Consider the following 14,711-nt stretch of genomic DNA (forward strand, 5'->3'; position numbering starts at 1 on the left):
GGACACTTACCTGGCCGGTACTTCGACAGGCGACTGCTGAGGCGTCTCGTCACGGATCCGCTGAGCGGCTTCCTGTGCGTCGGCTTCAGCCTTGGCAACTGCGTCAGCCTTGGCCTGCAGCTGTTCCAGGCGTGCCGGCGTCATCTGCTGCAAGCGCGCCATCAATTTCTGGATCAGGTCGTTGCGCATTTCCTGACGAACCTGGGCGGCTTCCTGATCGGAACCGGTCAGGTTGTTGCCATCGTGAACGTAGGAGCGGTCCGTGCTGACCTTGTCGCCGAGCAGGAAGCGATCTCTGTCGCCATGCACTTCATAGGTCAGGGTGGTGGTCAGCTGGTATTCAGCCGAGCGGCCCGAGCCCGAGTAGCTGACGGTGCGCTGGGTTTCGGCTTCGTTGGTCAGCATGAGCTTGTAAGGCGCGCCGGTGTAGACCTTGACGCCGGAACTGGTCAGCAGGCGAGTGAGTTGAGTCACGGTTTCGCCATAAGCGTTACGCGCGCTGACATCCAGCTCCTTGATCGCCAGCTCGGTGGTGCCGGTGCCACGCAGCTGGAAGCCACAGGCACTCAACAGAACAGCCAGGCCCATCACCAGCAAATTGCGTTTGATCATCTTGATGCTCCCCTTGAATCCGTTTGGGCCGCCAGTGCGTACCCTGGAAATATGTTCGGCGCCCGGCGTTTGCCTGGCGCCCGATCCAATCAGCTTGCGACGATATTGACCAGCTTGCCAGGCACGACGATCACCTTGCGAATGGTCAGGCCATCAGTGAAGCGCAATACGTTCTCGTTGATACGTGCGGCCGCTTCGACTTCTTCGCGGCTGGCGCTGGCGGGCATTTCGATATGGCCGCGCAGTTTGCCGTTGACCTGAATCACCAGTTGCAGGCTGTCCTGAACCAGCGCATTTGCATCGCATGCAGGCCAGCCAGCGTCGATGACCGGCTCATTGTGGCCCAGTTGCGTCCACAGCTCGTGGCTGATGTGCGGCGTGATAGGTGCCAGCAACAGGGTGACCGTTTCCAGACCCTCCTGCAGCAGCGCGCGATCCTGCGGTGTGTCCTGCGGGGCTTTTTCCAGCACGTTCATCAGCGTCATCACTTGCGCGACAGCGGTGTTGAATTTCTGGTTCTGGCCAATATCCTGGCTCGCCTGTTTGATCGCCTGATGAATTGCGCGGCGGATGACTTTCTGCTCATCGGACAATGCCGCAACGTCCAGGCCGGTCGACGGGCCTTGAGCGATATGCGCCTGAGCCAGACGCCACACGCGGCGCAGGAAGCGATGCGAGCCTTCAACGCCCGAGTCGGACCATTCCAGGCTCATGTCGGGCGGGGAGGCGAACATCATGAACAGACGGCAGGTATCGGCACCGTACTGATCGATCATGGTTTGCGGGTCGATGCCGTTTTTCTTCGACTTCGACATCTTTTCAGTGCCGCCGATTTCCACCGGCAGGCCATCGCTGGTCAGTTTCGCGCTGATCACCTTGGCCTTGGCGTCTCTTTCGAGGGTCACGTCGGCCGGGTTGATCCAGGTCTTCTTGCCGCTGGTTTCCATGCGGAAGTAGGTTTCGGCGTTGACCATGCCTTGGGTCAGCAGGTTCTTGAACGGCTCGTTCGAGGTCACCAGGCCTTCGTCACGCATCAGCTTGTGGAAGAAGCGCGCGTAGAGCAGGTGCAAAATGGCGTGCTCGATGCCGCCGATGTATTGGTCCACCGGCAACCAGTGGTTGGCAGCGTTCGGCTCGACCAGACCGCCCTCGTAGTGCGGCGAAGCATAGCGAGCGTAGTACCACGAGGACTCGACGAAGGTGTCCATGGTGTCGGTTTCGCGCTTGGCCGGTGCGCCGCATTTCGGGCAGCTGCATTCGTAGAACTCGGGCATGCGCGCCAAAGGCGAGCCAGCACCGTCGGGCACTACGTCTTCAGGCAGGACAACCGGCAACTGGTCTTCAGGAACCGGGACGTCGCCACAGGTATCGCAATGCACGATAGGGATCGGGCAGCCCCAATAACGCTGGCGGCTGATGCCCCAGTCACGCAGGCGGAACTGGGTGCGCGACTGGCCGAGGGATTTTTTCACCAGTGCCGCTTCGATGGCATCGAATGCGGACTGGAAATTCAGGCCGGTGAATTCGCCGGAATTGATCAGCTCGCCATGCTCGCCGTAGGCCGGCTGCCATGGGGCAGGCGTCTGGTCGCCAGCACTGGTGCGTACTACGGGCTTGATCGGCAGACCGTACTGCGTGGCAAACTCGAAATCGCGCTCGTCGTGTGCCGGTACGGCCATGACAGCGCCATCGCCGTAGTGCATCAGCACGTAGTTGGCGACCCACACCGGCAGTTTTTCGCCGGTCAGCGGGTGCTCGACGAACAGCGAAGTCGGCTGGCCTTTCTTTTCCTGAGTGGCAACGTCGGCTTCGGCAACGCTTCCGCCTTTGCATTCATCGATGAACGCTTGCAGCTCAGGGTTGCCTTGAGCGGCCAGGGTTGCCAGCGGGTGTTCGGCGGCAACGGCGACATAGGTCGCGCCCATCAGTGTGTCAGGGCGGGTGGTGAAGACTTTCAGTGCACCGGCTTCGCCGATCGAGGCCTGATCGTACGGAAACTGCACTTCCATGCCGCGCGACCTGCCGATCCAGTTGCGCTGCATGGTCTTGACCTGTTCAGGCCAGCCCGGCAGCTCGTCGAGGCTTTCCAGCAGCTCGTCGGCGTAGGCGGTAATTTTGAAGTAGTACATCGGGATTTCGCGCTTTTCGATCAGCGCGCCGGAACGCCAGCCACGGCCGTCGATGACCTGCTCGTTGGCCAGTACGGTCTGGTCGACAGGGTCCCAGTTGACGGTGCCGTTCTTGCGGTAGATCACGCCTTTTTCGAACAGGCGAGTGAACAGCCATTGTTCCCAGCGGTAGTAATCAGGCTTGCAGGTGGTAACTTCGCGCGACCAGTCAACCGCCAGACCCAGGCTCTTGAGCTGGTTCTTCATGTAGGCGATGTTTTCGTAGGTCCACTTGGCCGGCGCGACGTTGTTGTCGATGGCGGCGTTTTCGGCCGGCATGCCGAACGCGTCCCAGCCCAGCGGCTGCAGGACGTTCTTGCCCAGCATGCGCTGGTAACGGGAGATCACGTCACCAATGGTGTAGTTGCGCACATGACCCATGTGCAGCTTGCCGCTCGGGTAAGGAAACATCGACAGGCAATAGAAAGTGTCCTTGCCTGGCTGTTCACTGACTTCAAAAGACTTTTGCTCATCCCAGAATGTTTGGGCAGCGGCTTCGATTTCGCGGGGCTGATAGAGTTCGTGCATGGCTACTTTTTACTAAAGATTAGTGACCCTTGACCTCTTCATTGCTTCGCCGAGTCAGGTCGGCACCGCGTGGCGGACAATTGCAACTGTCTGTGCGGTGCGTTCGGGCTCAAGAGCACGGAAGTGGAATTACAGGAAGCGCAGTAGCATACATGAGGGCTGTCTATCGAGGGAAACCCTGATTGCGCCTCGCGGGGCTCAAAGCCCGGCTGACAGCCCCATCTGCCCGTTGGTCGCAGTTCCATGCCGGTTTGCACAGCAGCGCTAAGCTCAATTTCGAGGGTGATGATTATCTTCGATGAGGTGAGCGGATGACCGAGTTGCAGCATGTAATAAGCCTGTCCGAGCTGTATGAACGTCTGATCGACCGCCTCGGGCTTGCGCTCGAGACGGCAAGTACTTCAGTCAGGCTACGAAACGAGTCGCCAGCCGAGCTTGAGCTCAAGGGCTTGAGCAGTGCCGAATTCCAGCTGATCGAAGCCTATCTGGAAAAAGGCCTGAGGGCTGCGGACGTCGCTGTCAGGGAGCGCCTGGTGTTCCAGCCGGATCTCGGCAGGCCTTCCAGAGCGTCAGCGACTATCATCTGGCTGAAAGACAGGCGACGAGGCGGGGGCCTGGCACGGTTGGGTCGCCACAGTTAAGTACTTAAAATCTCGCTTCTGCGCGCAGGCGAAGGGCCTGCTTACTTCGGGCGTTGTCGCCTGCCTTCAAACATTCTAGGCTGCGGACATCCATGGAGATGTCCCGATGCCTTTGCGCTACCTGCTCAAAACCCTCCTGTTGCCGCCCGGTATCCTGTTTGTTCTGCTCATTCTTGGCTGGTGGTTGCGTCGCTCCCGTCCGCGCCTGGCAACGGCATTTTTTGCCGTCGGTCTCGGCGGGTTATGGCTGATGAGCCTGCCGGTGGCGGTGGAATTCGCTGCCCGAAAAATTGAGCAGGTCCCGCCCTTGCCGCAGCAGCAATGGGCAACACTGGCGCAGCAGGCGGACGCCATTGTGGTGCTGGGCAATGGCCGTGAGCGCAATTCTCCGACGTGGGGCACAGATACACCGACCGGGCTGGGGCTGGAGCGACTGCGTCTGGCGGCGCGGTTGTCGAAAACGTCCGGGCTGCCAATACTGACCACCGGCGGCTTGCACTTTGACCAGCCGCCCAGCGAGGCGTCGATCATGGCGCAGTCGCTGCACGATGATTTTGGTGTGACGGTACGCTGGCAGGAAGGGTTGAGCCGTACAACATGGGAAAACGCGACAATGACCGCTGCGGTTCTTCAACCGCTAGGTATCAAGCGCGTGGTGCTGGTCACGCAAGCCTGGCACATGCCACGAGCGCGCTGGAGTTTCGAACAGGCGGGTTTTACCGTGGTGAGTGCGCCGGTCGGCTTTCTCGGTGTCGACAACGCCCGACCCTTTGGTGGCTGGCTGCCTGAAAGTCGTGTGTTCACGCAAAGCGGCGTGTTGCTTAACGAAGCGGCAGGCTGGCTGGTTTATCCTTGGATTTATCCGGCCAGCCACTGACTCCTTAACCGGTATCGCCTGAAAACAGGCGATACCGGCTTCATGCAATCAGACGGTTTTGGCAATCCGTGCGGCCATCAATGCCCAGCCGAACAGCAGCAGGCAGACAATTGCCAGTGGCCATGAGCGCCAGCGCAGGTAAGGCGTGAGTTCGTGCATCGGCACCACTTCGCCGTACAGCACGCCGCGTTCGAACTGCGGAATCTGTACCGTAATCCTGCCAAACGGGTCGATCAGTGCTGTCACGCCGTTGTTGGTGGCGCGGATCATCCAGCGGCCCGCTTCAAGGGCGCGCATCTGGGCCATCTGCAAGTGTTGCAACGGACCAATCGAGGTGCCGAACCAGGTGTCATTGCTCACGGTCAGCAACAGGTCGCTTTGCGCCGACAGGCCTGCGGCGAACTCTGGATAGACCACTTCGTAGCAGATGAACGGCGCAATGTGATAACCCTTGGCCTGCAACAGCGCCTGGTCGTTCGGGCCGCGGGCGAAGTCCGACATCGGCAGGTCGAAGAAGGAAATCAACCCGCGCAACAGGTCCTGCAGTGGCACGTACTCGCCGAATGGTACGAGCTTTTGTTTGAAGTAGGTGCCGTCGCCCTGGCCGGTAACCGTGATGCCGTTGTAATAACGATACTCACCGCGCCCGGTCGGCTCACGCACCGGCACGCCGGTGATCAGCGCTGCGCCGCGGTCCGAAGCGAACTTGCCCATCATCGCCAGATAGCCTTCTGCGCTTTCCTTGAGCACCGGTACGGCGGTTTCCGGCCAGACGATCAGGTCAGCCTGCTGCGAACGGAAGGTCATGTCCCGATACAGCGCGAGCTGATCATTGAGCTTTTGCGGGTCCCATTTCATGCTTTGTTCTATGTTGCCCTGCATCGCCGCGACTTTCAGCGGCGGGCCGGACGGTGATGTCCAGGCATGATCCTTGAGTGCCAGGCCAGCAATCCACGGCGCCAGCAACAGCACCACGCCCGTCGCCAGAAACGATTTGCGTGCCCGCAAGCGGTGCAGGTTGCACAGCAGTGCAGCAGTCAGGCCCAGTGAGAACGATATAAGCCATACACCGCCGACCGGGGCGAGCCCGGCAAGTGGTCCGTCAAGCTGGCTGTAACCGGAATAGAGCCACGGGAAACCGGTAAGGAACCAGCCGCGAAATGCCTCCTGCCACAGCCATAGCGCTGCAAACGCCAGTGCATCGGCCAACGGCGCTTCGTTGCGGCGTAGCCAGCGCGCCCAGACCCAGGCGGGCAGGGCGAAAAACAGGGCAATGGCAGCGATGAACAGCAGCATCAGCAGCCCGGCCAGCAGTACCGAAGCACCACCGTAGGTATGGATGCTGACGTAGATCCAGCTGGTGCCCGCGCCGTACAGGCCAAAGCCGTAACACCAGCCACGAGCCAGTGCCTGGCGCGGACTTAGCTCGCGCAGCCCCAGATAGAACAGGGCCACCGACACCAGCACCAGCGGCCAGAAGTCGAATGGTGCCAGGGCCAGGGTCGTGAGCCCGCCAGCCGCCAGGGCCAGCAGGTTACCGGGCCAGCCGGGGCGGGTTATCCAGCGCATGTAGATTCCTTAAAGCAGCATCAAGTGGTTACGGACGTGAAATGGGAGTCACGCGCAGCAAATGAATGCGGCGGCTGTCAGCGCTCAGGATGCGGAAACGATATGCACCGATTTCAGTGATTTCGTTGCGCTTGGGCAGATGGCCGAAGGCATTCATTACCAGACCGCCCACTGTGTCGAACTCGTCGTCGGAGAACGCACTGTCGAAGAATTCGTTGAAATTCTCGACCGGCGTGAGGGCCTTGACCAGGAAGTCACCGCTGGGCAGTGGTTTGATATAGCTGTCTTCCTCGACGTCATGCTCATCTTCGATATCGCCGACGATCTGTTCCAGTACGTCTTCGATGGTCACCAGACCTGCCACACCGCCGTATTCGTCAATGACGATGGCCATGTGGTTGTGGTTGGCGCGAAATTCGCGCAGCAACACGTTGAGGCGCTTGGATTCGGGCACGAACGTAGCCGGACGCAGCAGCTTCTTGACGTCGTCGCTGTCGCCGTCGGCTTTAAGGATCAGTGGCAGCAGATCCTTGGCCAGCAGCACACCGAGCACGTCATCGTGGCTCTCGCCGATCACCGGATAGCGCGAGTGCGCAGCATCGATGACCGCAGGCAGAAATTCACGGGGTGTCTGGGTCGCCTTGATGCTGATCATCTGCGAGCGCGGCACCATGATGTCGCGTACTTGCAGGTCAGCCACTTGAATGGCGCCCTCGACGATGGCCAGCGCTTCGCTGTCCAGCAGTTTGTTCTGGTGGGCTTCGCGCAGCAGCTCAAGCAGCTCCTGGCGGTTTTTCGGCTCATGGACAAAGGCCTGGGTCAGTTTACCCAACCATGACTTTTGCCCGTTGCTCGATCGGTCTTCGCTCATAGCCCTTACTCGTGGTCCTTGCTTGGTGTGTCTGAATGGGGGTGGTCGGCACTTTCATCTTCGGCGTAAGGATCGGGGTAGCCCAGCTCCTCAAGCAACGTTCGTTCCAGTGCTTCCATTTCTTCGGCTTCTTCATCATCGATGTGGTCGTAACCCAGCAGATGAAGGCAGCCATGAATGACCATGTGTGCCCAGTGCGCGTCAACGGACTTGCCTTGTTCAGCGGCTTCGCGGTTGACCACCGGGACGCAGATGACCAGGTCGCCCAGCAACGGGATGTCCAGCATGTCGTCCGGAACATCCGCCGGGAATGAAAGCACGTTTGTAGCGTAATTTTTATGTCGCCAGGTGTGATTGAGCTCGCGCCCTTCGTTTTCGTCGACGAGGCGGATGGTCAGCTCGGAATCGGCACTGCGCTGACGCAAGCCCATTTCACACCAGAGGCGGAATCGGGCTTCGTCGGGGGCGCTTGTTTCGCTTGCAATCTGCAGGTCCAGCTCAAGCATCGCGGTTCTTGTCCCGTGGGTAACTGCTGTTGCCCGACGAACCGTCGCTGAGCTGATCATCGAAGCGCTCGTAGGCCTCGACAATGCGCTGCACCAGCGGGTGGCGAACCACATCCTTGGGTTTGAAGTGCGTGAAGCTGATGCCCGGCACGTCCTTGAGCACATCGATGACATGCGTCAGCCCCGACCGGGTGCCCTTGGGCAGGTCGACCTGGGTGATGTCGCCGGTGATCACGGCGGTAGAGCCGAAGCCGATACGGGTCAGGAACATCTTCATCTGCTCGACAGTGGTGTTCTGACTCTCGTCGAGAATGATGAAGCTGTTATTAAGGGTGCGTCCGCGCATGTAAGCCAGCGGTGCCACTTCAATGACCTGCTTCTCGATCAGCTTGGCGACGTATTCGAAACCGAGCATCTCGTACAGCGCGTCATACAGCGGGCGCAGGTACGGGTCGATCTTCTGCGCCAGATCGCCGGGCAAGAAGCCCAGTTTCTCGCCCGCTTCGACCGCCGGGCGCACCAGCAGGATGCGACGAATCTGCTCGCGTTCCAGCGCATCCACCGCGCAGGCAACCGCCAGGTACGTCTTGCCAGTACCCGCAGGGCCGATGCCGAAGTTGATGTCGTTGCTGAGGACTTCCTTGACGTAACGCTGCTGGTTCAGGCCGCGCGGGCGAATCATGCCCTTTTTGGTGCGCAGCGAGACGCCGACTTCGGCGGCAGGGTGGTTGTCGAGGCCGTCCACGCCTGATTCCTGAAGGAACAGGTGGACCATGTCCGGCGTCAGCTCGGTACCTTTGGTTTCCCGGTACAGGCGGCGCAGAAGATTCTCGGCGGAGTGATTTTGTTTTGAGTCGCCAATGAGCTCGAATTGATTGCCGCGATTGCGGATCTCGATGTCCAGGCGTTGCTCGATCAGGCGCAAGTGCTCGTCGAGTTGCCCGCACAGGTTGGCGAAACGATGGGCCTCGAAAGGCTCGAGGGTGAAGCGATGAGGTTCTATGGGTGCGTTCAAGGTCGTTTAATGGCCGTCCGGCGGCAATTGAGATGTATTGAAGAATACCCCTGGCGCTGGTTGTGTGAAAGCTTTGCCGTGTTAAAGGCCGCGCCAGGGATTCACCGTGCTCAATGGTAGGGACCGCGCAGAACCGAATTCATTCGGCGATTCGTTTCTGCGGCGACATTCAAGGTTTACTGTAGCAGCGAGCCACGCAGAGAGTGAGGCTGCGCATCATCAATGTGTACGTCGGCAAACTGCCCGATCAGTTTCGGGTTGTTACAGCGAAAATTCACAATCCGGTTGTTCTCGGTGCGGCCCTGCAGTTCGCCAGGGTCTTTCTTCGAATAGTCGGTTACCAGAATGCGCTGGATGCTGCCCACCATCTGCCGGCTGATCTCGAAACCCTGCTGGTTCAGGCGGTGTTGCAGCGCGGCCAGGCGCTCTTTCTTGAGGGCTTCTGGCGTGTCGTCTTTCAGATCTGCGGCAGGCGTACCCGGGCGCGGGCTGTAGACGAACGAGAACGAGAAGTCGAAACCCACGTCCTCGATCAGCTTCATGGTGTTGTCGAAATCTTTTTCGGTCTCGCCGGGGAAGCCAACGATGAAGTCGGAACTGATGCTGATGCCCGGCACGGCCGCCCTGAGCTTGCGCAAGCGGGACTTGTATTCCAGCGTGGTGTGGTTGCGCTTCATGGCCGCCAGAATGCGGTCGGAACCCGACTGCACCGGCAAGTGCAGGTGTTTGACCAGCTCCGGCACTTCCGCATGGGCCTGAATCAGGCTGTCGGAAAACTCCAGCGGGTGCGAGGTGGTGTAGCGAATACGGTCGATGCCATCGACGGCGGCAACCACGCGGATCAGGTCCGCCAGGTCAGCAACGCGGCCGTCGTGGGTGGTGCCGCGATAGCCGTTGACGTTCTGCCCCAGCAGGGTGACTTCACGCACGCCGTTGTCGGCGAGGTGGATGACTTCGCTCAGCACATCGTCAAACGGCCGGCTGACTTCCTCGCCACGGGTGTAGGGCACCACGCAGAACGTGCAGTATTTGCTGCAGCCTTCCATCACCGATACATAAGCGCTCGGGCCATCGACGCGCGGCTCGGGCAAGTGGTCGAATTTTTCGATTTCCGGGAACGAGACATCAACCTGCGGCAAGCGGGTGATACGCGCTGCGTCGATCATTTCCGGCAGGCGATGTAAGGTCTGGGGGCCGAACACCACGTCCACATAGGGCGCGCGATCACGAATGGCTGCGCCTTCCTGACTGGCAACGCAGCCACCGACAGCGATCACCATTTCCGGATTGGCCAGCTTCAGTTCACGCCAGCGGCCAAGCTGGGAGTACACCCGGTCCTGGGCGCGCTCGCGAATCGAGCAGGTATTGAGCAGGATCACGTCGGCGTCTTCCGCGCGAGCGGTGACTTCCAGGGCCTGATGTTCGCCCAGCAGATCGACCATGCGCGAGCTGTCGTACTCGTTCATCTGGCAACCGTGGGTTTCGATATAAAGCTTCTTGGCCATGCGTGATCATCAACCGTATCAGTGAACCGAGCATTATAAGGATGAAGGGCTCGGGTTCCTAGCGTTGGCTGTCCGATGGACATGCTATAGTCCGTGCCCCTTTTTCATCTCCGATCGTTACCCGCCCGTTATGACCAAACGCGAAGCTCCAATCTACAAGGTGATTTTCCTCAACCAGGGACAGGTGTTCGAGATGTACGCCAAGCAGATCTATCAAAGTGATCTGTGGGGCTTTCTGGAAGTTGAAGAATTCGTTTTCGGCGAACGCACGACGGTTGTGGTGGACCCGAGCGAAGAGAAGCTCAAGGCCCAGTTCGAAGGCGTGGTGCGCAGTTTCGTGCCGATGCATTCGATTGTGCGCATCGACGAAGTCGAGCGCATGGGCACGCCGAAGATCAGCGAAGCGCGTGGCACCAGCAACGTAATGCCGTTTCCCATGCCGATGCCGGAAAAATAAGTCTGAATCGCAAGTGCCCTGAGCTATTGCTGGTCAGGGCAGCGGAGAGAAGGGGCTGCGCCCTTCGGCGGTCTGCAGTTCAAGCAGGTATTTGCGGAAGATCTGCCCCAGTACCTGGGTGGCAACTTCCAGTTCGTCGCGCTGCATCTTTGCCGACACCTCGTCGGCGGCGTCCAGCGCCTCTTCAGAGCCATTGACTGCGGCCATCTTCAGCACGATATATGCCTGAATGTTATTGGCCTGCACCCCTTCACCACGGCTGAACATCAAGCCAAGTTGATACTGCGCCTGAGCATGGCCCTGCAATGAGGCTTGCTCGAAGTAATTCAGCGCCTGCGGCAAATCGCGAGGTGCATTTTTGCCCTCGTAATAGAACTCACCCAACTCGTACTGCGCCTGCGCATCCCCACCCTTGGCGGCCTGCTGACACGTTTCAAGCGCAGCGGGCAGGTTCTCTGGCTGGGTATTGAGGGTGCAACGACCCATCGCCGGGATTAACAACGAGTTGCCGCCAGCAGTCGCCAGCAGGGGATAGACAAGCAACAGGCAGCCCAATACAAGGGTGCGGCCGGTGCGGTTCATGGGAGTCGACTTACCTCTGAAAAAGGTGCGGGCATGCCCGGCCAGCTAAACGTGCTGGCTGCGCATTATGAAATAAGCAGAGCCAACCTTACAAAGTCTTTACGGATTTTCTGCTGCACGGCGTTGAAAACGCCCTTCTTTAGGGGGGCATTACCTGAAACAACACTTCCAGTGACCTGTGTTTGCAGCATCCGCCCTGCATTGTAGAAGCAAAATACGTACTTAGCGTTCCGTTTCATTCACAGGCATCACTCGCGCCGGTTCAATGACACCCGGCGCGGGTGAGTCTGACGAGCTTATTTCAGCGCAGCAAACGCTTTTTCAGCGGCATCGAGTGTCAGTTTCAACTCGGCATCACCGTGGGCGATGGAGGTGAAACCGGCTTCGAACGCGCTCGGCGCGAGGTACACGCCACCTTCCAGCATCAAGTGGAAGAAACGTTTGAAGCGCTCGGCATCGCTGGTCATCACGTCTTCAAACGTTACGATTTCAGGGGCGTCACTGAAGTACAGGCCGAACATGCCACCCGCCTGGGTCGTCACGAACGCAATGCCTGCTGCATCGGCGCGCTGTTGCAGGCCTTCGAGCAGGCGACGGGTGTAGTCGCTCAATTCATCGTGAAAGCCCGGGCGGCTGATCAGGCGCAGGGTGGTCAGGCCGGCAGCCATCGCCAACGGGTTACCCGACAGGGTGCCCGCCTGATAGACCGGGCCAAGCGGTGCAATGTGCGACATGATTTCGCGTTTGCCGCCAAAGCAGCCGACCGGCATACCACCGCCGATGATTTTGCCAAAAGTGCTCAGGTCGGGCGTCACGCCGTAGTAAGCCTGTGCGCCACCGAGGGCTACGCGGAAACCGGTCATCACTTCATCGAAAATCAGCACCACGCCGTGCTCGTCGCACAGGTCGCGCAGACCTTGCAGGTAGCCAGGCGCAGGCGGCACGCAATTCATGTTGCCAGCAACGGGCTCGACGATGATGCACGCCACTTCCTGACCCACTTCAGCCAACAGGTCACGCACGGCGTCGAGGTTGTTGAAGGGTACGGTCAGGGTGTGTTTCGCGAACGCCGCCGGTACGCCAGGCGAGCTGGGTACGCCCAGGGTAAGGGCACCGGAGCCAGCCTTGACCAGCAGGCTGTCGGAGTGACCGTGGTAGCAGCCTTCGAACTTGATGATGCTGTCGCGGCCGGTGAAACCACGGGCCAGACGGATCGCACTCATGGTCGCTTCAGTGCCGGAGCTGACCATGCGGACCATTTCCATGGACGGTACCAGTTCGCAGACCAGATCGGCCATTTCGGTTTCCATGGCCGTCGGTGCACCGTAAGACAGGCCGTGCTCCAGCTGGCTGCGCACGGCATCGAGCACTTCCGGGTGGCTATGGCCAAGAATCATCGGCCCCCAGGAGCCCACGTAATCAACATAGCGTTTGTCGTCTTCGTCAGTCACGTAAGCGCCCGCAGCATGTTTGAAGAACAGCGGCGTGCCACCCACGCTTTTGAAAGCACGAACCGGCGAATTGACGCCACCGGGGATGTGTTTTTGGGCGTTGGCGAACAGTGTTTCGGAACGGGACATGATCGGGTCTCTGCTTTGAAACGGGGAATTCGTGTCTACGCTGGGGTCAGCCGAGGCGGGCAGCTTCAGGGTGGGCTGCTTTATTGGGTGGCATGAGCCAGAGAAGGCGCAGGAGCGCGCACTATATCAAATGAAGGAGGATCCACGTACTCGTGGGAGCGAGCTTGCTCGCGAAGGGGGCAGTGCAGACCCCGAAAAAAGAGCATTTTGAACCATCGCCTTCGCGAGCAATGCGGAACGCCGCCCCGGTCACTCCCACAGCAATTCTGCTCTACAACAACGCCATGAAGGCTTTTGCCCGGCGCGTCACTTCCTGGGTGTTTTCAGCGCCGAACAGGCCATGTACCACGGCGAGCAGGTCTGCTCCATGTTCGACCAGTTGCGGGGCGTTTTCCAGGGTGATGCCGCCGATCACAGCAATCGGCAAGTGAACCCTGGCACGCACCTGAGCAATCAGGTCCAGCGGTACTGCGGGGGCGCCAGGCTTGGTCAGGGAGTTGAAGAACCTGCCAAATGCTACGTACGTCGCGCCATCAGCCTTTGCCTGCTCGGCCAGTTCCAGACTGCCGTGACAGGTGGCACCGACAATCGCCTTGTGCCCCAGCAGGGCACGCGCATCCGGCAACGAGCCGTCGGTCTGGCCCAAATGCACACCCACGCCCAGACGCGCCGCCAGTTCGGCGTCATCGTTGATGATCAGTCGCGTCTTGTAGCGCTCGCAGAGTTTGAGCAGCTCAGTCGCTTCGCGCAGACGGCGGGACTCGTCACTGGTCTTGTCGCGGTATTGCAGCAGCGTCACGCCGCCATCCAGCGCAGCTTCGACGTACGAGAGAAATTTGCCGGACAGCAACTGGCTGTCGGTAATGGCATACAGGCCACGTAGTTTCATGAATCGAGCCTCATGGCGATGTGTTACGAGCAAAAATCCAGCGGCAACCGACGAGGCACAAATTGCCCGCGGCCCAGCTGCTCGGCGTCCCTGAGCGTTCGCCAGGTGTAGTCCAGCGCCGATCTTACCGCGCTGACCAGTTCTTCTCCCTGGGCAATACGCCCGGCCAGTGCGCTGGCCAGTGTGCAGCCTGAACCGTGGTAGCTGCCGGGTAGACGTTCGCAAATGAAAGTGTGGGTCTGGCCGCCACGCACATAAAGACGATTATGGATTTGCTGCTCGTCACCATGACCGCCAGTGATTAGCAGGTATTCACAAAACAGCAGTAGCTTGTCGGCGCACTCGTCCGCAGTACCCTCAGGCAGCTCGGCAAGAATGCGTGCTTCCGGAAGATTGGGGGTCGCGATGGTCGACAATGGCAGCAGCCGTTCGCGCATGGCGTAGCCGACTTCGTCCTTGCCCAGCCGTCCGCCGCCGCCAGCACGCAGCACCGGGTCGCAGACCATTGGCAAATGCGGGTGAGCGAGAAGCAGGTCGACGACCGTGTCGACCATCTCCAGCGAACCGAGCATGCCCAGCTTGACGGCGGCTACGTTCGAATCGTTGAGGACGGCATTGGCCTGTGCCATGACCCATTCGCGATCGAGCACGCGAAAATCACTGACATTTACAGTGTCTTGCACGGTGAGCGCAGTAATCGCCGGAGCGGCGTGACAGCCTTGGGCGAGCAGGGCTTCTATATCGGCCTGCATACCGGCACCGCCACTAGGGTCGTGGCCGGAGAGGCAAAGGACAACGGGGCGGGAGCTATAGATATTCATGGTGCGCGAGCTTATCACTAAACCTTTCGCGGGCCGCGGGGTGCCAGGTTTTTCTTGCTGGTGATGGTCCGTCGGCGACTGTCGCAGATT

The 14,711-nt window shown here is 59.8% G+C and carries 14 protein-coding genes; 3 read left to right on the plus strand and 11 right to left on the minus strand.

From position 1 onward, the window contains the following. Positions 1-6: 6 nt before the first annotated feature. Both lptE and leuS read right to left on the minus strand, forming a co-directional pair. Positions 7-612, minus strand: a complete 606-nt coding sequence (gene lptE / locus RYC17_RS09155; protein ID WP_002555323.1) for an LPS assembly lipoprotein LptE — start codon at positions 610-612, stop codon at positions 7-9. 89 nt (positions 613-701) lie between these two features. Then, entirely contained in the window at positions 702-3,308 is a 2,607-nt protein-coding gene (gene leuS / locus RYC17_RS09160) for a leucine--tRNA ligase (RefSeq protein ID WP_058408688.1), read from the minus strand. 311 nt (positions 3,309-3,619) lie between these two features. Between leuS and RYC17_RS09165 the strand changes: the two genes are divergently transcribed. Next, on the plus strand, positions 3,620-3,949 hold the full coding sequence (locus RYC17_RS09165; protein ID WP_058402600.1) for a hypothetical protein: 330 nt from the start codon (positions 3,620-3,622) through the stop codon (positions 3,947-3,949). Positions 3,950-4,055: 106 nt separating this feature from the next. Continuing rightward, entirely contained in the window at positions 4,056-4,826 is a 771-nt protein-coding gene (locus RYC17_RS09170; RefSeq protein ID WP_316902788.1) for a YdcF family protein, read from the plus strand. A gap of 48 nt (positions 4,827-4,874) precedes the next feature. Here the strand turns inward: RYC17_RS09170 and lnt are convergent, their stop codons facing one another. From lnt to miaB, 5 genes are all read right to left on the minus strand, one after another. After that, on the minus strand, positions 4,875-6,395 hold the full coding sequence (gene lnt, locus RYC17_RS09175) for an apolipoprotein N-acyltransferase (protein ID WP_316902790.1): 1,521 nt from the start codon (positions 6,393-6,395) through the stop codon (positions 4,875-4,877). A gap of 28 nt (positions 6,396-6,423) precedes the next feature. Next, on the minus strand, positions 6,424-7,266 hold the full coding sequence (locus RYC17_RS09180; protein WP_002555318.1) for an HlyC/CorC family transporter: 843 nt from the start codon (positions 7,264-7,266) through the stop codon (positions 6,424-6,426). 5 nt (positions 7,267-7,271) lie between these two features. Further along, positions 7,272-7,772, minus strand: coding sequence for an rRNA maturation RNase YbeY (gene ybeY / locus RYC17_RS09185; protein WP_002555317.1), 501 nt, complete (start codon positions 7,770-7,772; stop codon positions 7,272-7,274). Next, positions 7,765-8,787 carry a PhoH family protein gene (locus RYC17_RS09190; RefSeq protein ID WP_316902792.1) on the minus strand — a complete coding sequence of 341 codons (1,023 nt, stop codon included), beginning with the start codon at positions 8,785-8,787 and terminating at the stop codon, positions 7,765-7,767. Before RYC17_RS09190 ends, ybeY begins: the two co-directional genes overlap by 8 nt. A 176-nt stretch (positions 8,788-8,963) precedes the next feature. Continuing rightward, positions 8,964-10,292: a tRNA (N6-isopentenyl adenosine(37)-C2)-methylthiotransferase MiaB gene (gene miaB / locus RYC17_RS09195; protein ID WP_316902794.1), complete on the minus strand. Its 1,329-nt coding sequence runs from the start codon at positions 10,290-10,292 to the stop codon at positions 8,964-8,966. 130 nt (positions 10,293-10,422) lie between these two features. Here miaB and RYC17_RS09200 point away from each other — a divergent pair, with 130 nt between their 5' ends. Beyond that, positions 10,423-10,749 (plus strand): DUF1820 family protein, encoded by a 327-nt coding sequence (locus tag RYC17_RS09200; protein ID WP_003313868.1) that lies wholly within the window; start codon positions 10,423-10,425, stop codon positions 10,747-10,749. A 33-nt stretch (positions 10,750-10,782) separates the two neighbouring features. Here the strand turns inward: RYC17_RS09200 and RYC17_RS09205 are convergent, their stop codons facing one another. The 4 genes from RYC17_RS09205 to RYC17_RS09220 all read right to left on the minus strand — a co-directional run bounded on the left by RYC17_RS09205 (position 10,783) and on the right by RYC17_RS09220 (position 14,621). Then, a complete protein-coding gene (locus RYC17_RS09205; RefSeq protein ID WP_316902796.1) occupies positions 10,783-11,331 on the minus strand; it encodes a tetratricopeptide repeat protein in 549 nt (182 codons plus the stop codon). A gap of 296 nt (positions 11,332-11,627) precedes the next feature. After that, positions 11,628-12,911 carry a glutamate-1-semialdehyde 2,1-aminomutase gene (gene hemL / locus RYC17_RS09210; protein ID WP_058408691.1) on the minus strand — a complete coding sequence of 428 codons (1,284 nt, stop codon included), beginning with the start codon at positions 12,909-12,911 and terminating at the stop codon, positions 11,628-11,630. A 271-nt stretch (positions 12,912-13,182) separates the two neighbouring features. Continuing rightward, positions 13,183-13,800, minus strand: a complete 618-nt coding sequence (thiE, locus tag RYC17_RS09215) for a thiamine phosphate synthase (protein WP_044318441.1) — start codon at positions 13,798-13,800, stop codon at positions 13,183-13,185. Between the two features lie 23 nt (positions 13,801-13,823). Continuing rightward, the gene (locus tag RYC17_RS09220; RefSeq protein ID WP_005745399.1) at positions 13,824-14,621 is read right to left on the minus strand and encodes a hydroxymethylpyrimidine/phosphomethylpyrimidine kinase; all 798 of its coding nucleotides are present in this window, start codon (positions 14,619-14,621) and stop codon (positions 13,824-13,826) included. Positions 14,622-14,711 lie beyond the last annotated feature (90 nt).

Origin of the sequence: Pseudomonas syringae group sp. J248-6, from assembly GCF_032586995.1 — a bacterium.
GTDB classification, from domain to species: domain Bacteria; phylum Pseudomonadota; class Gammaproteobacteria; order Pseudomonadales; family Pseudomonadaceae; genus Aquipseudomonas; species Aquipseudomonas amygdali.